Source organism: Pseudomonas sp. IT-P176 (assembly GCF_949767245.1).
In the GTDB taxonomy this organism is placed as follows: domain Bacteria; phylum Pseudomonadota; class Gammaproteobacteria; order Pseudomonadales; family Pseudomonadaceae; genus Aquipseudomonas.
Window position 1 is genome coordinate 70,598 of sequence record NZ_CATKPN010000101.1, and the last position, 24,706, is coordinate 95,303.

Below are 24,706 nucleotides of genomic sequence, written 5' to 3' on the forward strand. Positions count from 1 at the left end.
TCGTGGGGCGCCCTGACAACAGGCACGGCGCTCCTGTTGCCATATTGTTGATAAGTCATACAGGTCCGAGACATGGATGTTTTTCAGAGTCGCCTGCGCACCGCCGCAGGGTGGTTACTGCTGGTAATCACGCTCATGGGGATGGCAATGCTGCTGCCGCGCAGCACATTCGACCCGGAGTCCGTCGATTTCATTCTTCTGCTGGGTGTTATTGGCATCTGGCGTTACTCCATGGGCGCCGTGCATTTCGTGCGGGGGATGATCTTCCTCTATCTGGTGTTCCCCTGGTATCGGCGCAAAATGCGACAGCTGGGTGAGCAAGCGGCCCCGTCCCACGTGTTCCTGCTGGTCACCAGCTTTCGCATCGAGGCGCTCACCACCGCTCAGGTCTACCAATCGGTGATCCGCGAGGCCATCGACTGCGGCTACCCGACCACCGTGGTGTGTTCCATCGTCGAGCGTTCGGACGAGCTGTTGATCGAGAGCCTGTGGCGGCAGATGAACCCACCGCAGCGGGTCAGTCTGGACTTCGTGCGCATCGCCGGAACCGGCAAGCGCGATGGCCTGGCCCACGGTTTCCGCGCCATTTCCCGGCACCTGCCCGACGACGATTCGGTGGTGGCGGTGATCGATGGCGATACCGTATTGGAGCAGGGCGTTGTAAAGAAAACCGTGCCCTGGTTCAAGCTTTTCCCCAATGTCGGTGGCCTGACCACCAACGAGTTCTGCGAAGTGCGCGGCAGCTACATCATGAGCGAGTGGCACAAGCTGCGCTTCGCCCAGCGCCACCTCAACATGTGCTCCATGGCGCTCTCCAAGCGTGTGTTGACCATGACCGGGCGCATGTCGGTATTCCGCACCAGCGTGGTGACCAATCCCGGCTTCATCGCTGACGTCGAGACCGATCACCTGGAACACTGGCGCCTCGGACGCTTCCGCTTCCTCACTGGCGACGACAAGTCCAGTTGGTACAGCCTGATGCGCCTGGGCTACGACACTTTCTATGTGCCGGACGCGTCCATCAACACCGTTGAGCACCCGCCGGAAAAAAGCTTCATCAAGGCCAGTCGCAAGCTGATGTTTCGCTGGTACGGCAACAACCTGCGGCAGAACTCCCGTGCCCTGGGCCTTGGCCCGAATCGTTTGGGCTGGTTCACCTGCCTGGTGCTGGCCGACCAGCGCGTATCCATGTGGACCAGCCTGCTGGGGCCCACCGTGGCGATCATCGCCAGCCTCAAGTACGGCTTCGCCTTCTTGATGGTGTACCTGCTGTGGATCGGCCTCACTCGCCTGGCGCTGACTCTGCTGCTGCTGGCCTCCGGGCACAAGGTGGGGCCGGCTTATCCGCTGATCCTCTATTACAACCAGATCATGGGCGCGCTGGTGAAGGTGTACGTCTTCTTCCGCCTCGACCGGCAGTCCTGGACCCGGCAGAACACCAAGCTTAATCGCGACCTGGCGAGCTTTTCGCGCTGGTTCAACACCTGGTCTTCGCGCGCGATGACCTTCTCCGCGGGCAGCGTCTTTCTTGCCCTGCTGATGTTCGTGGTGTGATCGGCGAAAAGGACCCAAATACCTTGAAGCCAGGTTCAACTTACTAATTTGAAAGGAGAAAAATTATGAGTGCAGTGATCAGCCCGGTGGGCAACGCCAATATGGTGCATGAGTCCGAGGCGCAGCGTCAGCATGCGCGCCTGAAGCTGCCGGCGAAGGTCCGGTTCCAAGGCCAGCAGGGGGGCGTCCAGGAAGTCGAACTGATAGACCTGTCCGCTGGCGGTTTCGGCTTCGAGCAGGGCAGCCAGTCGGTGGTCGAGGGCAAACTCTATCGCGGCAAGCTGATGTTCAAAGTGGAGGGCATCGGCTTCGCCATGGATGTCGAATTTCAGGTGCGTTCCATCATTGGCGGCAAGCGCGTTGGCTGTGAGTTTCACAACCTGCGTCCGCGCGAGATGTCGGCGCTGCGCTACATCATCAGCTCCTTCGTCGGCGGCGAGCTGGTGAATGTCGGTGGCCTGATCAGCATTCTCCAGCGCGAGAACTTCACCAAGGCCCGTGGCGGCAAGGGCAATGAAAGGCTCAGCCTGCTCGGCCGCCTACGCGCCATGAGTTTAACCCTGGTGATCCTGGTCGCCGGCCTGAGCGCCTTCGCCTACGTGCTGTACCAGTTCTACGACATCTACTTTGTTACTCACGCGGACTCGGCCCAAGTCAGCGTGCCCGGCACGCAGGTCGCGATGCCGCGCGAAGGGACTGTGCAAAGCCTGGTCACCGTTGGTAGCACGGTCAGCAAGGGCGCGCCGGTGGCGACCTTTACGGCGAACATGCTGGATGCCCTGAAGGGTGCCCTGCCGGAATCGGAGATGACCCCGGACAACCTGGAGCGCCTCTTCAACAAACGCTTCCAAGGCACCCTGACCAGCCCCTGTGACTGCAAAGTGGTCAGCCAACTGGTGGGTGATGGCCAGGTGGCGCCCAAGGGCACTCCGGTGTTCATGCTGGCGCCGGTGGACAGCGTCGCCACCGTCGAAGCACGCTTCCCGTACCGCGCTTTCAACAAGCTGCAACCAGGCACCCCACTGACCTTCCTGGTGGGCGGCGAAACCACCGAACGCGGCGGTCGGATCGCCAGCATCGCCCTGCAGGACGGCGGCCTGGCTTCGGACATCCGCGTGCACATCCAGCCAGACGAGCCGCTTGCCAGCGATCTGGCCAAGCGTCCGGTGGACGTGCGCATTCGCCCGTTGAACGGCTTCTTCGCCAATAACGGCCTGAACAGCCTGGTGTTCGAAAAATGAAGAGCACCGGACTAGCATGCGGGCTGCTGAGCTCGCTCAGCCTCGGTCTGCTGGCCGGTTGCGTGGCGTTGCCCGACCTGCAGTTGGCCAAGACGGCCAAGGGCAGTGGTGACCTCGCGACCGCGGAACAGAATTACCGCGTCCTCGCCAGCGAAGGTTACGTCGAGGCCCAGATCGGTCTCGCCGACCTGCTGATACGCAGTCCTTTGATCGAGCAGCGGATGCAGGGCGAGACGCTGTACCGCCAGGCCCTTGATCGCTCTCCGGCGGCGCCAGCGCGGCTGGGTAAATGGCTGGCGAGCAAGCCGCAGGCGAGTCCTGCCGAGCGCCGGGAGGCCGAGCAGCTGTTGCGTCAGAGCCTGGCGGCCGGCGACAACAGCGCATTGCTGCCACTGGTGCAGCTGCAACTGCAGGATCCGCAAAAGCTTGCCAGTGGCGAGCTGGAACGCGAGCTGGAGCAATGGCAGGCGCAAGGCATCAGCGAAGCCCGGCTCGGCAAGGTGCTCCTGTACCGTGTGCGCGGCAACTACGAGCAGAAGCTGGACGAGATCGAAGCCATCTGTGAGGGCTGGTTGGACCAGGCCAGTGAATGCTATGTCGAGCTTGCCGAGATCTTCCAGCGGCGTGGTTACAAAGACCGCCAGCAGCAGTTGCTGGCGCGGCTGGACTCGGCCTACCAGGCCGGCCTGGTGTCGCCTGAACGTGTGATGAGCGTTGCCAAGGTCCTGGCCGACAGCAGCCTGGGCGAAGCTGATCCAAAGGCTGCCCAGGTGCTCTACACGCGTATTGCGCCGGCCTACCCGGATGCCTGGTGCGGTTTGGCCGAACTGGTCCTGCGCTTCCCCGACCTGGGGGATGGGGCCGTACTCACCGGATACCTGAACAAGGGTATCGAGGCGGGTTCCAGCCGCGCCGCACTGATGCTCGGGCAGCTGTACCTCAAGGGCCAAGTCGTACCGGCCGATCCGCGGGCGGCGGAGCAGTACCTGCTACAGGCCGCGCCCGGCCACCTCAAAGCGCACCTGCTGCTGGGCCGGTTGTACCGGGATGGCGCGCTGGGCGATATCGAGCCGGAAAAGGCGCTGGAGCATCTGCTGATTGCCGCCCGTGCGGGCGACCCGAGCGCCAACATCGCGCTGGCCCAGCTGTTTGGCGAGGGCAAGGGCGTGCGGATCAACGCCGTCTACAGCTACACCTTCGCCACGCTCGCGTCGCGTCAGGGCGTGGCCCAGGGGCAGGTCCTGATGGAGCGCCTGGCGCCGAGGCTGCAAGCGCAGGACTACCAGCAGGTGGAGAGCCTGCTGGCCCGTGAAATCGAGGCTCGCGGTGGCCAACAGGTCACCGCCAGGAATCAAGCTGATCAAGCGCAGGAAGTGCTATGACTTCGAAATACCGTCCAGTCACCACGCTGGCCTGCATGGCCGGATTGCTGGCCAGCTCCGTCGTCCTTGGGGCGCAGCCGCAACCCGGCTTGTCTTATGGCGCCAATCTCAAACTCACCGCGCAGTCGATCGATGACCTCGATCTGGGTACCCGCGACGGTGGCGACTTCAATGGCGTCGGTCTCAGCGTGCGGCCCTGGGTCTACAACCGCCAGGGCGACTGGAGCGCCTTCGCGCTCGGCGAGGCGTTCCTCGCCACCGACACCATCGAGTCGGACACCAGCGAATCCGACACCTTCGACCCCAACGACGCCCGCGAGCGAGAGGACCAGTTCCTCGCCATGCACGAGTTCTGGGTCGACTATGGCGGTCTGAGCGCTTATCCGGGAGAGTCCTTGCGACTCGGTCGGCAGAAGATCCGCAGTGCCGACGGCCTGTGGTGGGACAGCAATATCGAAGCCTTGCGCTGGAATTTCGAGACAACCCTGCTCAGTGCCCACGTCGGCATTGCCGAACGTTTCAGTGACTACCGCACGGACCTGGATGAACTGGCGCCCGAGGACGAGGATCGCCTGCACCTGCTCGCCGACGTGTCCTGGCAGTGGCAGCCGGGTCACTGGGCCGGAGTGAAGCTCCATCACAGCGATGATGGCGGCAACCTGCCGGGGGTGGGTGAGTCGGTGGACCAGATGAGCAAGACCACGACCGGCGACCTCACCTGGTTGGGGGCTGAACTCAATGGCGATTTCTACAACGAGCGCAGCAACCTGCCGCTCAATTACTGGGTCGCCGCCACGTGGCTGACCGGTAATGTCGACACCTTGCGCACCAACACCGTCAACGGCCGGCGCCAGGCCAACGGCCAGGTCAGCCAGGATGTCGATGCCTGGGCGGTCGACCTTGGCCTGCGCTGGAACATCGACCAGAACTGGCGCGTCGGTACCACCTACATGCGTGCCAGCGGCGGCTCCGACGGCGACGACTCCGAGCAGTTCCAACAGACCGGGCTGGAGAGCAACCGCTCCAAATTCACCGGCACCGGCAGTGCCATCAACCGCTTCGGCGAAGCCTATCGCGGTGAGATGAACAACCTGCAGGCGGCCAGCGTGTTCAGCGGCTGGCAGTTGGCCGAGGACTACGACGCCAGCCTTGTCTACCACCGCTTCTGGCGGGTGGATGACCAGGCCGACAGCAGCAGCGGCCTGAAGGCCCAGTTGGTGCCTGGCGAGAAAGATATCGGGCAGGAAGTCGACCTGGTGGTGACGCGCTACCTGAACCGCGGGCAGATACCGGCCGGGATGGAGTGGCTGAAGGCATCCTCCGCGCTGGTCCGCTTCCGGGGCGGGCTGTTCTTTCCGGGCGATGCCTTCGGCAAAGGCACGGATTCGAGTATGCACCGCGCATTCGTTGATTTTGTCTGGCGCTACTGAATGCCGCCTGCCGAGCTGACCATGGAGTTGGACGCTATGTATTTACACACAAGAAACAGGCACCGCTGGGTCGCCGGCATGGTCCTCGCGGGTAGCCTCGCGTGGGCGCTCGTGGCACCGGCCGGGGAAGGCGCCGCACCCGCTTACCAGGTCTCGAGCATTCCCGTCGAGTCGCTGCTGATCGAGCCGCCGAAGCTGCCCGATCTGTCGCCCTATACGGCCGAGGCGGCCAATGCCCGGATCGTTCGCAAGCCCGCTGGCAACGTGGTGCTCAAGCGCATGATCGGCCCGAACCAATTGGTGGAGTTCACCGGTGGCGACGAGCGTCTGCGTGAGTGGGTCAAGCGCCAGGGTGAAATGCCCCAGGCGATTTTCATCGAGGGTGGTTATGTCACGCTGAAGGATCTCGCCCGCAGCCTGCCGAAGAAGTATTTCGAGGAAACCGAGCCGGGTATCTACATCGCTCGTCTGCCGATCGTCGTCAGCCAGGGCGCGACCCTGCACGTCGGTGCCGAAACCCGCGACTTGCGCCTATCCAGCGAGCGCGGCGCGTTCCTGATCAACGACGGCAAGCTGTTCATCATGTACACCCGCCTTACCGCCTGGAGCGAGACGGAAAACCAGCAGGACTGGTTCAAGAAGAAGGGCAAGTTCCGCCCCTTCCTCAACGCTTGGGGCGGTACCGAGACCTACATCGTCAACTCGGTGGTCTCGAGTCTTGGCTACACCGCGAGCAAGTCCTACGGCGTATCGATCTCCCAGTACAGCCCGGCGATGCATCCGACCATGCAGCGCGACCATCCCAGCGGCTGGCTGATTGACTCGATGTTCGACGACATGTGGTACGGCTTCTACTGCTACGAAGCCTATGACGTGGTACTCAAGGGCAATACCTACCGCAACAACCTGGTCTACGGTATCGACCCGCACGACCGCTCGCGACGCTTGATCATCGCCGAGAACACCGCCTATGGCACCCGCGAGAAGCACGGCATCATTGTCTCCCGCGAGGTGAACGACAGCTGGATCTTCAACAACCGCTCCTACGAGAACACCCTCTCCGGGATCGTGGTCGACCGCTCCAGCGTCAATAACGTGCTGGCCAACAACGAGGTTTATCGCAACGGCTCCGATGGCATCACCATCTACGAGAGCGGCGACAACCTGTTGTGGGGCAACCGGGCGTTCAACAACGCGCGGCACGGCATTCGTGTGCGCAACAGCGCCAATGTCGGGCTCTATGAAAACCTCGCAGTGGCCAACGGCCTGCTCGGCATCTACGGGCACGTCAAAGACCTCGTCGGCACACCCCGCGACCTGATACTCGACCCCTTCGACATGAACCTCTCCATGACCGTGGTTGGCGGTCGCCTGATCGGTAACCAGTCGGGCGCCATCTCCGTCGTGTCGCCGCAAAGCGTGAAGCTCTACGGTGTGGAAATGCTGATGCCGACCCAGCCCAGCGGCATCGGCATATTCGGTGCGCTTGCCAAGGAGCAGAGCCGAATCATCGACCTGCTGGTGCGACAGAAGCAGGCCGTGCTGGTCCTGCCGCTCGACAAGTTGGCGCAACTTCAAGTGAGTGACAAACAATGAAACGGAGTTCAATGGGCCGCTTAGCCCAAGGGTGGCTGGCGTGCGCCTCGGTTGCGACGCTCTTCACCAGTTCCCTGAGCCTGGCCGCCGAGGCGCCCGTCTACGAGATCGAGCGCTGCTGCCAGATCTGCCCGCAGGCGCTGCAGGACAGCAGCTACACCGGTGATCTGGGCGATTTCAGCCGACTGGCGCAGGGGCAGGAAGATTGGCTGTTTCGCAGCAAGATCGACTTGATGACCAACATCGGCACCACGCCCGAAGGTTTCAAGTTGCTGGAAGATCTGCGTGATGCATTGAAAGCCAGGGGCGTGGAACTGGTGATGGTCTACCTGCCACCGCGGGGCCTGCTCGTCACTGAAATGCTCAACCCGCAGGAGCGCAGCAGCTTCAATGCCGAACTGTCGCGCAGCAATTACCTGGCGACCATCGAGCGCCTGCGCAGCCTGGGTATTCGCGTGCCGGATCTCACCGCACTGCTGGACCTGCCGGCCGACGTGCGCAGCAAATTTTTCTTCAAGCGCGATAACCACTGGACGCCGCAAGGCGCTGAGTTGACCGCGCAATTGCTGGCCGCCGAGCTCAGGAAGTCGAAGGTCTTCGAGGGGATTGCGCGCAAGGAATTTGCCACGCGCACCGAGGGCAGCCTGTACAAGGCCGGCTCTCTCAACCAGGCATTCGGCAAAATCTGTGGCAGCGGGTACGCCAATGAATATTTCACCCGTGCCGTGACCGAGCCCAAAGAAGAGAGCACCGAGCTGTTTGGTGATACCGAGCGGCCCGACGTGGTGCTGGTCGGCACCAGTTTCAGTTCCGCACAGTACAACTTCGACGGCTTCCTCAAACAGTACGCCAACGTCGACGTGGATAACCGCTCGGTGACAGGCGGGGGCTTCCACAGTGCCATGCTGCAGTACCTCGGCACCCAGGACTTCCAGGACAAACCGCCCAAGGTACTGATCTGGGAGGTCAACAGCTATTACGACCTGGCCATGGCGACTTTCTATCGCCAGGCCATGCCCCTGCTGGATAACGGTTGCCGGAACGTAACGGCGCAAATAGACCAGAAGCTGACCCTGCGGCCAGGCAAGAACGAGGTGCTGGTCAACACTGGGGTCAAGCCGATCCGCAGTGAGGACGCGGTCGTCGAGATCCAGTTCAGCAAGCCCGAGATCAGCGATTTGCGCAGTACCGTCTGGTACATGAGCGGCTCGAGGGAAAACCTGTTGATCAGCCGGTCGCGGGAAGTCGAGTCGAACGGCCGCTTTGTTTTCCGCTTGCGTGAGGACGCCGAGTGGGCGGGGCAGACGCTGCTCTCCCTGGAAATCGATATGCCGGCAGACATGCCCCCGGGGCTGCAGGTCGAGGCGAAGATCTGCCGCAGGGCGGACAAACCCGCAAGCGTGATGCAAGCCAAGGCCGATTGACCTGATTGAGCCATGCGCCGGGCTGCACCTGGCGCATGGACTCCTTAGGGCAACGACGATCATTCAAAAGGAGATTGAGAGCGTGGTTTTTTCTTCCAACGTGTTCCTGTTCCTGTTCCTGCCGATTTTCCTCGGCTTGTACTACCTGGTCGGAACGCGCTATCGAAACCTGTTGTTGCTGGTCGCTAGCTACATCTTCTATGCCTGGTGGCGCATCGACTTCCTGGTGCTGTTCGCTGTCGTGACAGTGTTCAACTACTGGATTGGCCTGCGCATCGGCGCGGCCGGAGTGCGTACGAAAACTGCGCAGAAATGGCTGCTCCTCGGCGTGGTGGTGGACCTCGGCGTACTCGGCTATTTCAAGTACGCCAATTTCGGCGTCGACAGCCTCAACGCCATCATCACCTCGTTCGGCATGGAGCCCTTTGTGCTCACGCACATCTTGCTGCCGATCGGGATCTCTTTCTACATCTTCGAGTCCATCAGCTACATCATCGACGTCTACCGCGGCGACACCCCAGCCACCCATAACCTGGTGGACTTCGCCGCCTTTGTGGCGATCTTCCCGCACCTGATTGCCGGCCCGGTACTGCGTTTTCGCGACCTGGTGGACCAGTTCAACCACCGTACCCACACGGTGGACAAGTTCGCCGAGGGCTGTACGCGCTTCATGCAAGGCTTCATCAAGAAGGTCTTCATCGCAGACAGCATCGCGCCCATCGCCGACCATTGCTTCGCGCTTTCCGACCCCACCACAGGCGACGCCTGGCTGGGTGCGCTGGCCTATACCGCGCAACTGTATTTCGACTTTTCCGGCTACAGCGACATGGCCATCGGCCTGGGCCTGATGATGGGCTTCCGCTTCATGGAAAACTTCAAGCAGCCGTACATCAGCCAATCCATTACCGAGTTCTGGCGACGCTGGCACATCAGCCTTTCCACCTGGCTGCGCGACTACCTGTACATCAGCCTGGGCGGCAACCGCGGAACCGCTTTCCAGACCTACCGCAACCTGTTCCTGACCATGCTGTTGGGCGGTCTATGGCATGGCGCCAACTTCACCTACATCCTCTGGGGCGCCTGGCACGGCGTCTGGTTGGCCATTGAGCGTTTCTGGGGCGTGAACGCCGCGCCACGGGTGCTCAACCCGCTGAAGTGGGCCTTCACCTTCATGTTGGTGGTGATCGGCTGGGTGATTTTCCGCGCCGAGAACCTCGACGTGGCCTGGCGCATGTACGTTGCCATGTTCAGCTTCGCCGACTGGCGGCTCTCCGAGCTCAACCACGCTCAGCTCACCAGCCTGCAGATCGCCACCCTGGTGCTGGCCTATGTCGTGCTGGCCATCTTCGGCATCCGTCAGTTCTACGCCCAGCCGCTGGCCGGTGGAGCCAAGGACCGCGCCAGCGAAGACCACGGCATGATGATCAACGCCAACAGCGCAGCCGTCGTGGCGCGCCTGCGGATAGGCGCCGTGGCCTTCCACGCTGCCGTGCTCCTGCTGTTCGCCGTCTCGGTGCTGAAGCTCTCGGCGCAAAGCTTTTCGCCCTTCCTGTACTTTCAGTTCTGAGGGGAACCGACTATGAACAGAACCCTGAACCTGCTCTACAGCGTGCTCTTCTGCAGCCTGCTGCTGGCGCTCTGCCTGTGGTCCCTGCGCGCGGTATTCGGCTTCTCCGCAGCCAGTGAAACCAGCGTGCTGGACGGCAAACTGGCGCTGGCCTTCGAGAAACACTACGACGCCCAGTTCCCGGTCAAGCAACTGGGCACCAATCTCTGGGCGCTGGCGGACTACACGCTTTTTGGCGAAGGCCGCCAGGGCGTGGTCATCGGCCAGGACGGCTGGCTGTTCTCGGACGAGGAGTTCAAGCCGGCGAGCAAACCCGATCAGTTGCAGGACAATTGGCGGTTGGTGAACGCCGTACGGGCGGAGTTCGAGCGTCGTGGGGTGACGCTGGTGCTGGCGCTCCTGCCAGCCAAGGCTCGACTCTATCCGGAGCATCTGGATGACGAGCGACCCGTGCTGACTCAGCAGAGCCTGTACCCGAAGGTCCTCGACATGATGCGCCAAGCCGGGTTGAGCGGGCCGGATCTGTTGCCTGCGCTGCAGCAGGCGAAGGCGCAGGAGCCAGTGTTCCTGCGTACCGACAGCCACTGGACCCCCTTCGGCGCAGAGGTCGCGGCCAGGAGTCTGGCCGAGCATCTGGCGCGGCAGGGTATCTGGCAGCGTGGCGACCAGACCTTCGTCACCGAGGCTGTCGCCAGCCGGGAGCACAAAGGCGACCTGTTGAGCTTCCTGCCCCTGGAGCCGTACTTCGCCGACCTGCAACTACCGGCCGAGCGCCTGCGCCCGCGCCTGACCCGGGCCGCCGAGGGACAGGAGGCGAGCGCCGAGGATGAGCTGTTCGTCGACGCCCTGCCATCGATCGCGCTGGTCGGGACCAGTTACAGCGCCAACCCGGACTGGAACTTCGCCGGTGCGCTGAAACAGGCCCTGGGCAGCGACCTGCTCAATTACGCCGAGGAGGGCAAGGGCCCACTGGTGCCCATGCTGAACCTGCTGCAGCAGGGGGATAAAGAGCTCGCCGGGCTGCGCCTGGTGATCTGGGAGTTCCCCGAGCGCTACCTGATGCTACCCAGCGATCTGTCCGGATTCGATGCGGCCTGGCTCGCCCGGCTGCACAACGGCGAGGAGCCGGTCAGCCGCGCGCTGCACACCGCCACCTCGACCTCCACTGAGCCCGTCCTGCAATTCTAGGAGTACCTGTATGTCCCTTTTTTCCTCGATGTCCTACACCCTGCGCTTGGGCAGCCTGCTGCTTGGCCTGTCCGCCCCGTGGGTGATGGCTGACGAAGCGGCGCTCTACGGTCCGGCGGCACCGCATGGCTCGGCCTTCGTGCGCGGCTTCAACGCCGCAAACAGCAGTTTTGATGCCAACCTCGGCGCTGTCCGCATCAATGACCTGGGCGCCAAAAGCAGCAGCGATTTCGCCTTCCTGCCGGCCGGTAAATACACCGTCAGCGCAGATAGCAAGAGCCTGGCGGTGAAGCTCGACGCCGAGCGCTACTACACACTGGTGCAGATGCCGGATGGGGCGCTGGAGCTGGTGGAGGAGCCGCCGTTCAAGAATCGCCAGAAGTCCCTGCTGCGCCTGCAGAATCTATCCGACACCGCCCTGTCGATTAAAACCGCCGACGGTCGTACCGAGGTCATCCGCCCGGTCTCGGCTAACGCCCGTGGCGAGCGCGAGATCAACCCGGTCAAGGTGCGCCTGACGCTGTTCGCTGGCGACCGCAAGATTCGTGACCTCGACCCGCTGGTGCTGGAGCGTGGTGAGGTGGTCAGCCTGTTCGTCACCGGTTCCGCCGACAAGTTGTCTCCGGCCTGGGTCAAGCGTCCGGTTGCGACCAACTGAGGAATGGCTATGAAACCCTGGCAGATCTGCTCGCGGATGGCGCTCACCGGCCTGGCCCTGTTGCTGGCCGGCGGCTGCAGCAAGCCCCTGGAACGCAACGCCGGCGCCAGCCTCGTGCCGCCCAGCGGCTACTACCTGGCCGCTCCGTCCCCCAAGGATAAGGTGGCGGCCTGTCCCGAGGTACCCGCGCCCTATTCGGGCGACCTGCTGTTCCCGAGCAAGTACGAAGGTTCGGACTCGGCCAGGGACAAGCTCAACCCGCAGGCCGCCGCGCGCTACAAGCGGCTGACCGGCGATGTGCGTACGCTGGAAAGCGGGGTGAGCAAGCTGGTCGGCAAGTATCTCGAGGATGGCCGTCAGGAATACGCCGACTGCGCCCTGACCTGGTTGAGCACATGGGCCGAAGCCGACGCGCTGCTCAGCCGAACCTACAACCACACCGGCAAGTCGGTGCGCAAATGGGCGCTGGGCAGCCTGTCTTCCGCCTATCTGCGGCTACAGTTTTCCGGCTCAGAACCCTTGCGTGGGCATGAGGCCGAAACTCGCGCCATCGAACAGTGGTTCGCCCAGCTCGCCGATCAGGTGGTGCACGATTGGAACGAGCAACCGCGTGAGCGGCGTAACAACCACCAGTACTGGGCTGCCTGGGCGGTGATGGCAAGCGCCGTGGTGCTCGACCGCCAGGACCTGTTCGACTGGGCGGTCGAGCAGTACCGCCATGGTATGGAGCAGGTCGACGCCGATGGCTACCTGCCGCTGGAGCTGTCCCGGCAGACCCGGGCGCTTGCCTACCACAACTACAGCCTGGGGCCGCTGGTAATGATCGCGGCATTCGCCGAGGCCAACGGGCTGGATCTGCGTGGCGACAACGGTGGTGCCCTGCAGCGGCTCGCCCAGCGGGTCGAAAGTGGCGTGCACAACCCGCGCCTTTTCGAGGCCCGGTCCGGCTACCCGCAGGAACTGGAGGATATGCAGGAGGACGGCAAGTTCGCCTGGCTGGAGCCCTACTGCGCACTTTATCGCTGCTCGGCCGAGACCGATTCGTGGCGGCGCTCTCTGGAGCCGCTGGAGACCTATCGGCTAGGAGGGGATATCACCCAGTTGTTCAACCCTTGATCGCATCGATGCATTCACTCTCCCGGTAGTCCGAGGCAGGGCCTCGGCGGGGACAAGTATTAATTTGAAATGGAACTTTAATGAGGCTTCTCCCATGATTCCGGTAATTCTTTCTGGTGGTAGTGGTTCGCGCTTGTGGCCCCTTTCGCGCAAGCAGTATCCAAAGCAGTTCCTCGCCCTGACCGGCGAGCATTCGCTGTTCCAGCAGACCCTGCAGCGCCTGGACTTCGAAGGCATGCAGAGCCCGCTGATCGTGTGCAACCTTGAGCACCGCTTTATCGTCAACGAGCAACTGGAGCGGATCGGCGTCGAGGGGCACTCGACACTGCTCGAACCCTTCGGCCGCAATACCGCGCCGGCCGTGGCTATGGCCGCCTTGCAACTGCTGGCCGAGGGCCGCGACGAACTGATGCTGGTGCTGCCCGCCGACCATGTGATCGAGGACCAAGCGGCGCTGCGCGAGGCACTGGAGGTGGCGCGCGCGGTGGCCGAGGAAGGGGAGATGGTGTTGTTCGGCATCCCGGTCGAGCGTCCCGAGACCGGCTTCGGCTACATCAAGGCGACCCGTGCCGGTGACGCCGGCGGGATGCATCCCGGCGTCTACCGGGTCAGCCACTTCGTCGAGAAGCCCAATGCAGAACTGGCCCGCGAGCTCGTCCGCACGGGTGGCTATTACTGGAACAGCGGCATGTTCCTGTTCCGTGCCAGCCGTTATCTGGACGAGTTGCTCAAGCATGCGCCGGGCATCTACGACGCTTGTGCGCTGGCCCTGGAACGCAGCCACCGCACCGGCAATGTCATAACCATCGATAGCAGCACCTTCGAGTGCTGCCCGGACAACTCCATCGACTACGCGGTGATGGAGAAGACCACCCGCGCTTGCGTGGTGCCGCTCGCCGCCGGCTGGAGCGACGTGGGCAACTGGTCCTCTCTGTCGGACGTGCATGAGAAGGACCAGGCCGGCAACGTGCTCAAGGGCGATGTGATGATCCACGACAGCCGCAATAGCTTCGTCCACAGCAGCAGCAAGCTGGTGGCCTTGGTCGGTGTGGACGATCTGGTGGTAGTGGAAACCAAGGATGCGGTGATGATTACCCACAAGAACTCGGTTCAGGACGTCAAAGCACTGGTCAACAGCCTGGATCTGAAGGGCCGCTCGGAAACCCAGAGCCATTGTGCGGTCAATCGACCTTGGGGCTGCTACGACTCGGTGGACAACGGTACTCGCCATCAGGTCAAGCGCATCACCGTGAAGCCCGGCGCGCAGCTGTCGCTGCAGAAGCACCACCATCGCGCCGAGCACTGGATCGTGGTATCCGGCATCGCCCAGGTGACGTGTGACGATAAGGTCTTCCTGCTGGCCGAAAACCAGTCCACCTACATCCCGATCGCCTCGGTGCACCGCCTGGCCAACCCTGGAAAAATCCCGCTGGAGATCATCGAGGTGCAGTCCGGCAGCTACCTCGGTGAGGACGACATCGAGCGCCTGGAGGATGTCTATGGGCGGACGGCGGAGGCGCTGCTGGCACCCAAGCTGGTGGTCGGCGTTTGAGCCAAAGCACCCGAGTCAGCTGGTGGATCCCTGCACGCCGATCTCTTGGCTGATTACCGATGCACGTCAGGTGCTGCTCAAAGCAGCGCTTGAACGTTGCTTGGCATATAGCGCAGTGCTATCACCTGGCGCATAATCAGGGCATGTCCGGGTGTGCTATCCCCGTTTCAGTTTTATACATCGATAACAGGGATGTTTACCGTTGTTAAAAAAGAAAATAGTGTCCGCTTTGATCTTGGTTGGTGCGTCGGTCTTTACAGTATTCAACTTTTTCAGTCTGTTTTTTTCTGGATATTAGCCATCCATTCGGCGATCAGGACGACTGATCGGCGAGCGCGAACTTATGTGCGGTGGTTGTGGCTGAACAGTCGTTAATGGCTGATTCTGGAAGACTTGGAACTTGATGATTTAAGGAATTCAATTGCTTGTCAGCGTTAAATATGGAGTTGAAAAGTCAGTATGGATACCGAGCACGTTGTACAAGTTATCGCTATCGCCAGCGGTAAGGGCGGTGTAGGCAAAACTACTGTGGCGGTGAATCTATCATTGGCGCTGGCGGAGCTTGGGCGCCGCGTCGTTTTGTTGGATTCAAACCTTGAGTTCCCGAATGTCGACGTCCAATTGGGGCTTGTGCCACGGTATACGCTTGTCGATCTGATCGAGGGCCGCTGTGGATTGTCCGATACCTTGATGGACGGGCCGGGAGGAGTGCGCGTAGTCGCATCTGGTTCAGGTGTCCCGAGTATGGTGCGCCTGTCGCGGGCTCAGCATTCAGGCCTGATACAGGCATTCAGCGAGATAGCGGACAGCCTGGACGTGCTGGTGATCGACACCGCCACGGGTATAGGCGAACCGGTAGTCAGCTTCATTCGAGCTGCCCATGAAGTCTTGGTGATTGTATGCGATGAGCCGGCGTCCATCTCCGGGGCATACGCGTTGATCAAAGTACTTAATCATGAGCACGGAATGAAGCGCTTCAGGGTGTTGGCCAACATGGAGATCAATCCTCTGGAAGGGCAGAATTTGTTTGCCAAGCTTATTAAGCTCACGGACCACTTCCTGGATGTTTTCCTGGAGTATGCGGGAGCAATTCCTTACGACGAATATGTACGTAATGCGGCGCAGACACGGCGGGCGGTTTACGAGAGACATCCGCGATGCAAATGCAGTAAAGCCTTTCAGGAGGTAGCACTCAAGGCTGACGCGTGGCCATTGCTGGGCGCTCCAAGAGGGCATGTAGAGTTTTTTGTCGAGCGACTTGTTAGCCACTCAAAAAGGTAATAACGCTCTGCTGCTTCGTGTGAATTTTTTTATTGCATTGGGTCAGAGTGTTTATACAGTTTTTATTCCCTGGAGCTACATGAATAAGTTGAAAAAAACGGCGACCCTCGGGTCGCCGTTTTTTTATCTATCAGGCTTTGCGCCAATTCAGAATCATCAGCGTCACCACCCCCGCGACAATCCCCCAGAACGCCGAGCCAATGGAAAACAGCGTCAGCCCCGATGCCGTGACCATGAAGGTGATCAGCGCCGCTTCACGCTCCCGGGTTTCACTCATGGCAATGCTCAGGCCATTGATGATGGAACCGAACAGCGCCAGTGCGGCAATCGACAGCACCAACTCCTTGGGCAGGGCCGCGAACAGCGCCGCCAACGTTGCCCCGAAGACCCCGGCAATGCCGTAGAAAATCCCGCACCAGACCGCCGCGGTGTAGCGCTTGTTGCGATCTTCATGGGCGTGCGGCCCGGTGCAGATTGCTGCGCTGATGGCCGCCAGGTTGATCCCGTGGGAGCCGAACGGCGCCAGTAGCAGCGAGGCAACGCCAGTGGCGGTGATGAGCGGCGAGGCCGGCACGTCATAGCCATCGGCGCGCAGCACCGCGATGCCGGGCATGTTCTGCGAGGTCATGGCCACCACAAACAGCGGGATGCCGATGCTGATGGTCGCGGCGAGGGAAAAGTGCGGGGTGGTCCATACCGGCGTCGCTACTTCGAGGTGGAAGCCGCTGAAGTCCAGCAGGCCCATGAACCCCGACAAGGCCGTGCCGATCAACAGCGCCGCCAGCACCGCGTAGCGCGGCGACAGGCGCTTGACCACCAGGTAGGTGAAAAACATCCCCAGGACCAGGCCGGTACGGTGTTGGGCAGCGACGAAGATCTCGCTGCCGATCTTGAACAGGATCCCGGCCAGCAAGGCTGCGGCCAGCGACGCCGGAATGCGTTTCACCAGGCGTTCGAAGCTGCCGGTCATGCCGCAGATCGTTACCAGCACCGCGCAGGTGATGTAGGCCCCAATCGCTTCGCCGTAGCTGACCCCCGACAGGCTGGTGATCAGCAGCGCAGCGCCCGGCGTCGACCAGGCAATGGTAATGGGGGTGCGATAACGCAGGGACAGGCCGATGGAGCACACCGCCATGCCGATCGAGATGGCCCAGATCCACGAGGAAATCTGCCCGCTGGTCAGGCCGGCGGCCTGTCCGGCCTGGAACATCAGCACCAGGGAGCTGGTATAGCCGGTCATCATTGCGATGAAGCCGGCGACAATGGCCGAGGGTGAGGTATCGGCCAGCGGGCGGAGCTGGGTGCGGGTGGCGTCGTTCATGACAGCGCTGTTCCTTGTGTCTTGTAGGCCGCGAGTGAAGCGGGCAGGCGTTTTGCGAGTTCAAGCCTAAACTCAAACGTAACTGATCGTTGCAATACAGCCGGGGGCGTATATGGCCGTACAGTCGTGTTGCCACCTGCAGTTGTGTACAATATGCCGTGTTTTTTACGCGATACTTGCCAGCGACCCACTGTGACGTATTACAGTCACGGTCTCTTCGCCGCAGTTCTCCCGACTCGAGTGCCCATGAACGAACAGTTGCAGCCCCTCAAGAAACAACCGCGAGCAGGCAAAGCCGGCCGCAGCGGAACCCAGGACGATATTGTCTATGCGCATATCTTCGAGGCCATCCTCGAACAGCGCCTGGCGCCCGGTACCAAATTGAGCGAAGAGGCGCTGGGAGAGATTTTCGGGGTCAGCCGCACCATCATTCGCCGCGCCCTGTCGCGTCTGGCCCACGAAGGCGTGGTGCTGTTGCGCCCGAATCGTGGCGCCGTGGTTGCCAGCCCGAGTGTCGACGAAGCGCGCCAGGTGTTCATGGCCCGACGTCTGGTGGAGCGGGCGATTACTGAACTTGCGGTCGAACACGCCAGCGCCGAAGAGCTGAGCGAGTTGCGCCAGATGGTCAACGACGAGCGCGACAGCTTTTCGCGCGGTGACCGCGGTGCGGGTATCCGCCTTTCCGGGGAGTTTCACCTGAAACTGGCCGAGGCAGCGAAAAACGCGCCATTGATCAGCTTCCAACGCAGCCTGGTGTCGCAGACTTCGTTGATCATTGCCCAGTACGAAAGTGGTAACCGCTCGCACTGTTCCTACGACGAACACACCCAGTTGATCGATGCCATCGAAGCCCGCGACGCGACGCTGGCGGTGAACCTGATGATGCATCACATGGATCACATCGACAGCAAGCTCAACCTCGACGAAGAAAGCGCCTCGGACGACCTGCACGCGGTGTTCTCCCATCTGCTGCAGACCAAGAAGCCAGGGCGCTCGCCCGCCAAGCTCTGATCCGAAATTGTGTCGCGCCAATCGCGGGCAAGCCCGCTCCCACAAGGTCTGTGGTGTACTGGAATTTTGTAATCACCGAAGATCACTGTGGGAGCGGGCTTGCTCCGGGCGGCGTTCCGACGATAGCAATCTGACAGACAAGAAAAATCCCCCAGGCTGCAAAGCGCAGGGGGATTTTTTATGCCTGTGGAAACCTAGCGCTGATGCACCAGATTACCCGCCGCATAAGTCTGCAGCACCGTCCGGTCATCCCCCAGGGTCATCAACACAAACAGGGTTTCGGCGATGTTGTTCGCCTGTTGCAGGCGGTAGCTGAGCAGCGGTGTGGCGTGATAATCGAGCACCAGGAAGTCGGCGTCGGTGCCCGGTTGCAGGGTCCCGATCCGGTCTTCCAGGCGTAGCGCGCGGGCGCCGCCGAGGGTCGCCAGGTACAGCGACTTGAACGGACTCAGGCGTGCGCCTTGCAGTTGCATGACTTTGTAGGCTTCGTTGAGGGTGTGCAGCAGCGAGAAGCTGGTGCCGGCACCGACGTCGGTACCAAGGCCGACGAGGAGGTTGTGTTTCTCGGCCATCGGCAGGTTGAACAGGCCGCTGCCGAGGAAGAAGTTGGAAGTCGGGCAGAACGCCACCGCCGAGCCGGTCTCGGCCAGCCGTGCACATTCGTCGTCACACAGGTGCACGCCATGGGCGAACACCGAGCGCTCACCCAGCAACTGGTAATGGTCGTAGACATCCAGGTAGCCCTTGCGCTCCGGGAACAGTTCCTTGACCCATTCGATCTCCTGCAGGTTTTCACTGATGTGGGTCTGCATGTACAGGTCGGGGTACTCGCTGAGCAACTGGCCGGCGAGGGTCAGTTGCTCCGGGGTGCTGGTCGGCGCAAAGCGTGGGGTCACTGCGTAGTGCAGGCGGCCCTTGCCGTGCCAGCGCTCGATCAGCACCTTGCTTTGCTCGTAGCTGGATTCAGCGGTGTCGGTCAGGTAGTCCGGCGCGTTGCGGTCCATCATCACCTTGCCGGCGATCATCCGTAGGTCGAGTTTTTGCGCCTGCTCGAAGAACGAGTCCACCGATTGCGGGTGCACGCTGCCGAACACCAGGGCAGTGGTGGTGCCGTTGCGCAGCAGTTCCTTGATGAAGATCCCGGCGACTTCTTCGGCGTGGGCCTTGTCGGCGAACTGGCTTTCGCAAGGGAAGGTGTAGGTGTTGAGCCAGTCCAGCAATTGTTCGCCATACGCACCGACCATGCCGGTTTGCGGCAGGTGGATGTGCGTGTCGATGAAGCCAGGGGTAATCAAGGCGTCTTTGTGGTGGACCACTTCAATGTCCGCCGGCAGGCTGGCCAGCAGCTCGCTGGCATGGCCGAGGGCGCTGATCCGGCCGTTTTCGGTGACCAGCAAGCCATCTTCGAAATACTGGTAAGAGGCTTCAATGCCGACCACGGCAGGGTCGGCGATGCTGTGCAGGATGGCGGCGCGGTAGGCTTTGCGAGTCGAAGGCATGGGGGTTCTCAGTTCGTGGCTTGACTGCGGCGTGAGGCGGGCAGCAGTTTAGCAATGGGTTCGGCGCGAGCGGTGCCCTGGCCGAAATTCGCGTTATAGGTGGCGATGATTTCGCCGGCGATGGAGATGGCAATTTCCACAGGCAACTTGCCTTTGACTTCGCCGATGCCCATCGGGCAACGCATGCGTTGCACGGTGCTGGTGTCGAATCCGCGATCGCGCAGGCGGTGTTCGAACTTCACGCGCTTGGTCTTCGAACCGATCAGGCCGAAGTAGGCGAAGTCATTGCGCTTGAGAATGGCGGCCGTGAGCTCCAGGTCGAGCTGGTGATTGTGGGTCATGACGATGCAGTAGCTGCCCGCCGGCAGGTCGTCGATTTCGTCCACCGGGTCTTCGCTGACGATTTTACGCACGCCATGGGGAATGTGTTCCGGGAACTCGGCATCCCGCGAGTCGATCCAGCGCACCCGGCAGGGCAGGCTGGCGAGCAGGGGCACCAGGGCGCGGCCGACATGACCGGCGCCAAATACGGCGATCTGTGCCTGCACCTGGCCCATGGGTTCGAACAACAGCACGGTGGCGCCGCCACAGCACTGGCCGAGGCTAGCGCCGAGGCTGAAGCGCTCCAGGTGGGTGTCCTGCTTGCCGCTGGACAGCATCTGCCGGGCGATCTGCATCGCCTTGTATTCCAGATGCCCGCCACCGATGGTGTCGTAGGTGTGCGTGGCGCTGATGACCATTTTCGAGCCAGCGTTACGCGGCGTCGAGCCGAGCTCTTCGATGATGGTCACCAGGACGCAGGCTTCGCCCTGGGATTGCAGGTCGGCGAGGGCGTCGATCCAGTTGTACATGTTCACCTCGACATTTGTGTGTCTGTTAGTCCGCTATCGCGAGCAAGCTCGCTCCCACATTGGATTTGTACCGGTCCATCAGTCAGCACATGACCCTGTGGGAGCGGGCTTGCCCGCGAAGGGCGCGACGCGGTCTTAAAGCGGAGCCAACTCAGACTCAGTTTCGACTGGCTTCACCGCCTTCAACTGGCGCATCTGTTCACAGCCCCACAACACCCGTTCCGGGGTCGCCGGGGCGTCGATCTTTGGTTGGTGCCGGTAGTCGCCCAGGCTCGCCACCGCGTCCTTGATCGCACACCAGGCGGCGATGCCGAGCATGAACGGCGGTTCGCCGACGGCCTTGGAGTGGAACACCGTGTCTTCCGGGTTCTTGCGGTTTTCCACCAGCTTGACCCGCAGGTCCAGCGGCATGTCGGCCACCGCCGGGATCTTGTAGCTGGCCGGGCCGTTGGTCATCAGCTTGCCCTTGTTGTTCCACACCAGCTCTTCCATGGTCAGCCAGCCCATGCCCTGGATGAAACCGCCTTCGACCTGGCCGATGTCGATGGCCGGGTTCAGCGAGGCGCCGACATCATGCAGGATGTCGGTGCGCAGCATTTTGTATTCGCCGGTCAGGGTGTCGATGAGCACTTCGCAGCAGGCCGCACCGAAGGCGAAGTAGTAGAACGGACGGCCGCGGGCCTGGCTGCGGTCGTAGAAGATTTTCGGAGTCTTGTAGAAGCCGGTGCTGGACAGCGAGACCTGGGCGAAATACGCCTGCTGGATCAGCGCTTCGAAGGTCAGGATGTGATCCCGAATCCGCACGTGGCCGTTGTGGAACTCCACGTCGGCTTCACTGACTTCATACTTGCGCGCGGCGAACTCCACGAGGCGCTGCTTGATGATTTCTGCGGCATTCTGCGCCGCCTTGCCATTGAGGTCGGCACCGCTGGAGGCTGCGGTCGGCGAGGTGTTCGGCACCTTGTCGGTGTTGGTCGCGGTGATTTGTACGCGATCGATTTCCACCTGGAACACTTCGGCCACCACCTGCGCGACCTTGATGTTCAGGCCCTGGCCCATCTCGGTGCCGCCATGGTTGAGGTGGATGCTGCCGTCGGTATAGACGTGGATCAGTGCGCCCGCCTGGTTGAGGAAGCTGGCAGTGAAGGAAATGCCGAATTTCACCGGGGTCAGCGCCAGGCCCTTTTTCAGGATCGGGCTGTTGGCGTTGTAGCGGCGGATCGCTTCGCGACGCTCGGCGTACTGGCTGCTTTCTTCCAGTTCCGCGGTCATTTCCTCGAGCATGTTGTGCTCGACGGTCTGGTAGTAGTGGGTGACGTTGCGCTCGGTCTTGCCGTAGTAGTTGGCCTTGCGCACGGCCAGCGGGTCGAGCCCCAGGTGACGGGCAATGGCGTCCATCACTTCTTCGATGGCGACCATCCCCTGAGGGCCGCCGAAACCACGGTAGGCGGTGTTCGAGGCGGTGTTGGTCTTGCAGCGGTGACCATTGATGGTCGCATCGCCCAGGTAGTACGAGTTGTCGGAGTGGAACATCGCCCGGTCGACGATGGAGGCCGACAGGTCCGGCGAGCAACCGCAGTTGCCCGCCAGGTCGAGGGCGATACCGTGCAGGCGCCCGCTGTTGTCGAAGCCGACGTCGTACTCGACGTAGAACGGGTGGCGCTTGCCGGTCATCAGCATGTCTTCGACCCGCGGCAGGCGCATCTTGGTCGGTTGGCCCGTCAGGTGGGCGATCACCGCGCACAGGCACGCCGGGCTGGCGGCCTGGGTTTCCTTGCCGCCGAAACCGCCGCCCATGCGGCGCATGTCGACCACGATCTTGTTCATCGACACGTCCAGCACTTCAGCCACCAGCTTCTGCACTTCGGTGGGGTTCTGGGTCGAGCAGTAGACGATCATGCCGCCGTCTTCAGTCGGCATCACCGAGGAAATCTGGGTTTCCAGGTAGAAGTGTTCCTGGCCGCCAATGTGCAGCGTGCCCTGGATGCGATGCTCGGCGGTGGACAGCGCAGTGGCCGAGTCGCCGCGCTGGTGAGTGTGGCTGTCGAGTACGAAGTGGCGTTTGCGCAGGGCTTCGACCACGTCCAGCACCGGTTCCAGGTCTTCGTATTCGATGATCGCGGCCATGGCGGCCTTGCGCGCGGTTTCCAGGTCTTTCGCCGCGACGGCGAGCACCGGTTGACCGACGAATTGCACGTCATCGATCGCCAGCAGCGGATCGCCCGGCAACAGCGGCCCGATGTCTTTGAGGCCCGGCACGTCTGCATGGGTAATGGCAATGCGCACGCCTTCGAAGGCGTAGCAGGGCTGGGTGTCGATGCTGATGATTTTTGCGTGGGCGCGGTCCGACAGGCGTGCATAGACGTGCAACTGGTTAGGAAACTCCAGCCGGTCATCGATGTACTGGGCTTCACCGGACACGTGTTTGGCGGCGCTGTCGTGCTTGACGCTACGGCCGACCCCGGTGGTCAGGTCCTTGGCGAACAGTTCAGCCAGTTCGGCCTGGGTCTTCTCTACGGCGTGATGATTAGACATAAGCGGTCACCCGGGTCTCGATGTGCGGTGTTTGCAGCTCGATGAAATACTTGCGCAGCAGGTTCTGCGCGCTGAGCAGGCGGTATTCCTTGCTGGCGCGAAAGTCCGAGAGCGGGGTGAAATCTTCGGCCAGGGCCGCGCACGCGGCTTCGACGGTGGCATGGTTCCAGGTCGAACCGAGCAGTGCCGCTTCGCAGCTTTTGGCTCGTTTCGGGGTGGCGGCCATACCGCCGAAGGCGACGCGGGCGTCAGCGATCACGCCGTTGTCGATGCGCAGGTTAAAGGCGGCGCAGACCGCGGAAATATCATCGTCCAGGCGCTTGGACACTTTATAGGCGCGGAACTGCTGCACGGCACTGGCGCGCGGCACAATGATCTTCTCGATGAACTCGCTTTCCTGGCGCGCGGTAACCCGGTAATCGATGAAATAGTCTTCCAGGGCCAGGGTGCGGCGGGTGTTGCCTTTGCACAGCACGATCTGTGCGCCCAGGGCGATCAGCAGCGGTGGCGAGTCGCCGATGGGCGAGGCATTGCCGATGTTGCCACCCAGGGTGCCCTGGTTGCGGATCTGCAGCGAGGCGAAGCGTTGCAGCAGTTCGCCGAAGTCCGGGTATTGGGCCTTGAGGGCCTCGTAGCAGTCGGAGAGGGCGGTGGCCGCGCCGATTTCCAGGCGATCGGCAAAGTGTTCGATGCGCTTCATTTCGGCGACATTGCCGACGTAGATCATCACTGGCAGGGTGCGGTGGAACTGGGTGACTTCCAACGCCAGGTCAGTGCCGCCGGCCAACAGCCGGGCTTGCGGATAGGCGTCATAGAGGTCGGCCAGGTCAGCCACGGTCAACGGCACCAGGCAACGTTTGTCGCCGCAGTTGAGTTCACCGATGTCGGTGGGGGCGATGGCCTTCAGGCGGGCGATGGTCTCGGCTTCACGGGCATCGAACTGGTCGGGCTGTTTGCCGCAGCAGGACTGTTCGGCGGCTTCGAGAATCGGCCGGTAGCCGGTGCAGCGGCAGAGGTTGCCGGCGAGGGCTTCATGGGCCTTGTGGGCGTCGGGCTGGTCGCTGTTTTTCTGCAGGGCGAACAACGACATGACAAACCCCGGCGTGCAGAAGCCGCACTGCGAGCCGTGGCATTCGACCATGGCCTTCTGCACGCTGTGCAGTTGGCCCTGATGCTTGAGGTCTTCGACGCTGATCAACTGTTTGCCATGCAGCGAGGAGACAAACGTCAGGCACGAGTTGAGGCTGCGATAGCGAATATGTTCGCGGCCGGCGTCATCACTTTGCAGTTCACCGACCACCACAGTGCACGCGCCACAGTCACCGCTGGCGCAACCTTCTTTGGTGCCGGACTTGCCCAAGTGCTCGCGCAGGTAGTTGAGCACAGTCAGGTTGGGGTCCAGGGCGTGCTCGCTACGGAGTTCCTGGTTGAGTAAAAACTGGATCACGGAAGGCCTCGCAGACTCATTATTGTTGTTAACCGTTATGACCTGAATTTATC

18 protein-coding genes are annotated in these 24,706 nt (G+C 61.9%); 13 read left to right on the forward strand and 5 right to left on the reverse strand.

Annotated features, from left to right (window positions below):
* The first annotated feature begins 72 nt into the window (after positions 1 to 72).
* The 12 genes from ACM6IP_RS24330 to ACM6IP_RS24385 all read left to right on the forward strand — a co-directional run bounded on the left by ACM6IP_RS24330 (position 73) and on the right by ACM6IP_RS24385 (position 15,989).
* The gene (locus ACM6IP_RS24330) at positions 73 to 1,554 is read left to right on the forward strand and encodes a glycosyltransferase family 2 protein (RefSeq protein ID WP_095165455.1); all 1,482 of its coding nucleotides are present in this window, start codon (positions 73 to 75) and stop codon (positions 1,552 to 1,554) included.
* 65 nt (positions 1,555 to 1,619) lie between these two features.
* Positions 1,620 to 2,795, forward strand: a complete 1,176-nt coding sequence (locus tag ACM6IP_RS24335) for a PilZ domain-containing protein (RefSeq protein ID WP_414862428.1) — start codon at positions 1,620 to 1,622, stop codon at positions 2,793 to 2,795.
* On the forward strand, positions 2,792 to 4,177 hold the full coding sequence (locus tag ACM6IP_RS24340) for an SEL1-like repeat protein (protein WP_159997106.1): 1,386 nt from the start codon (positions 2,792 to 2,794) through the stop codon (positions 4,175 to 4,177). The genes ACM6IP_RS24335 and ACM6IP_RS24340 overlap by 4 nt, the downstream gene beginning before the upstream one ends.
* Positions 4,174 to 5,607: an alginate export family protein gene (locus tag ACM6IP_RS24345; RefSeq protein ID WP_414862429.1), complete on the forward strand. Its 1,434-nt coding sequence runs from the start codon at positions 4,174 to 4,176 to the stop codon at positions 5,605 to 5,607. Before ACM6IP_RS24340 ends, ACM6IP_RS24345 begins: the two co-directional genes overlap by 4 nt.
* A 36-nt stretch (positions 5,608 to 5,643) precedes the next feature.
* Positions 5,644 to 7,203: a mannuronan 5-epimerase AlgG gene (gene algG, locus ACM6IP_RS24350; protein WP_414862430.1), complete on the forward strand. Its 1,560-nt coding sequence runs from the start codon at positions 5,644 to 5,646 to the stop codon at positions 7,201 to 7,203.
* Positions 7,204 to 7,214: 11 nt separating this feature from the next.
* Positions 7,215 to 8,627: an alginate O-acetyltransferase gene (locus ACM6IP_RS24355; RefSeq protein ID WP_159997104.1), complete on the forward strand. Its 1,413-nt coding sequence runs from the start codon at positions 7,215 to 7,217 to the stop codon at positions 8,625 to 8,627.
* A gap of 82 nt (positions 8,628 to 8,709) precedes the next feature.
* Entirely contained in the window at positions 8,710 to 10,194 is a 1,485-nt protein-coding gene (locus tag ACM6IP_RS24360) for an MBOAT family O-acyltransferase (RefSeq protein WP_414862431.1), read from the forward strand.
* A 12-nt stretch (positions 10,195 to 10,206) separates the two neighbouring features.
* On the forward strand, positions 10,207 to 11,382 hold the full coding sequence (locus ACM6IP_RS24365) for an alginate O-acetyltransferase (protein ID WP_414862432.1): 1,176 nt from the start codon (positions 10,207 to 10,209) through the stop codon (positions 11,380 to 11,382).
* A 10-nt stretch (positions 11,383 to 11,392) separates the two neighbouring features.
* Positions 11,393 to 12,040, forward strand: a complete 648-nt coding sequence (locus tag ACM6IP_RS24370) for an alginate O-acetyltransferase AlgF (protein ID WP_414862433.1) — start codon at positions 11,393 to 11,395, stop codon at positions 12,038 to 12,040.
* Between the two features lie 9 nt (positions 12,041 to 12,049).
* Positions 12,050 to 13,156, forward strand: coding sequence for a mannuronate-specific alginate lyase (locus ACM6IP_RS24375; RefSeq protein WP_159997096.1), 1,107 nt, complete (start codon positions 12,050 to 12,052; stop codon positions 13,154 to 13,156).
* Positions 13,157 to 13,250: 94 nt separating this feature from the next.
* Positions 13,251 to 14,708, forward strand: a complete 1,458-nt coding sequence (locus tag ACM6IP_RS24380; RefSeq protein ID WP_414862434.1) for a mannose-1-phosphate guanylyltransferase/mannose-6-phosphate isomerase — start codon at positions 13,251 to 13,253, stop codon at positions 14,706 to 14,708.
* A gap of 459 nt (positions 14,709 to 15,167) precedes the next feature.
* A complete protein-coding gene (locus ACM6IP_RS24385) occupies positions 15,168 to 15,989 on the forward strand; it encodes a MinD/ParA family protein (protein WP_414862435.1) in 822 nt (273 codons plus the stop codon).
* Between the two features lie 130 nt (positions 15,990 to 16,119).
* On the opposite strand, the gene ACM6IP_RS24390 is transcribed toward ACM6IP_RS24385, so the two are convergent.
* Positions 16,120 to 17,310 (reverse strand): benzoate/H(+) symporter BenE family transporter, encoded by a 1,191-nt coding sequence (locus ACM6IP_RS24390; protein WP_095165439.1) that lies wholly within the window; start codon positions 17,308 to 17,310, stop codon positions 16,120 to 16,122.
* 246 nt (positions 17,311 to 17,556) lie between these two features.
* On the opposite strand from ACM6IP_RS24390, the gene ACM6IP_RS24395 reads away from it, so the two are divergent.
* Entirely contained in the window at positions 17,557 to 18,321 is a 765-nt protein-coding gene (locus tag ACM6IP_RS24395) for a GntR family transcriptional regulator (protein WP_095165437.1), read from the forward strand.
* A gap of 194 nt (positions 18,322 to 18,515) precedes the next feature.
* On the opposite strand, the gene guaD is transcribed toward ACM6IP_RS24395, so the two are convergent.
* From guaD to xdhA, 4 genes are all read right to left on the reverse strand, one after another.
* On the reverse strand, positions 18,516 to 19,820 hold the full coding sequence (gene guaD / locus ACM6IP_RS24400; RefSeq protein ID WP_095165436.1) for a guanine deaminase: 1,305 nt from the start codon (positions 19,818 to 19,820) through the stop codon (positions 18,516 to 18,518).
* A gap of 8 nt (positions 19,821 to 19,828) precedes the next feature.
* Positions 19,829 to 20,671 (reverse strand): xanthine dehydrogenase accessory protein XdhC, encoded by an 843-nt coding sequence (gene xdhC, locus ACM6IP_RS24405; RefSeq protein WP_095165434.1) that lies wholly within the window; start codon positions 20,669 to 20,671, stop codon positions 19,829 to 19,831.
* Between the two features lie 135 nt (positions 20,672 to 20,806).
* A complete protein-coding gene (gene xdhB / locus ACM6IP_RS24410; RefSeq protein WP_095165432.1) occupies positions 20,807 to 23,206 on the reverse strand; it encodes a xanthine dehydrogenase molybdopterin binding subunit in 2,400 nt (799 codons plus the stop codon).
* Positions 23,199 to 24,653 (reverse strand): xanthine dehydrogenase small subunit, encoded by a 1,455-nt coding sequence (gene xdhA, locus ACM6IP_RS24415; RefSeq protein ID WP_159997088.1) that lies wholly within the window; start codon positions 24,651 to 24,653, stop codon positions 23,199 to 23,201. The genes xdhB and xdhA overlap by 8 nt, the downstream gene beginning before the upstream one ends.
* Positions 24,654 to 24,706: the final 53 nt, after the last annotated feature.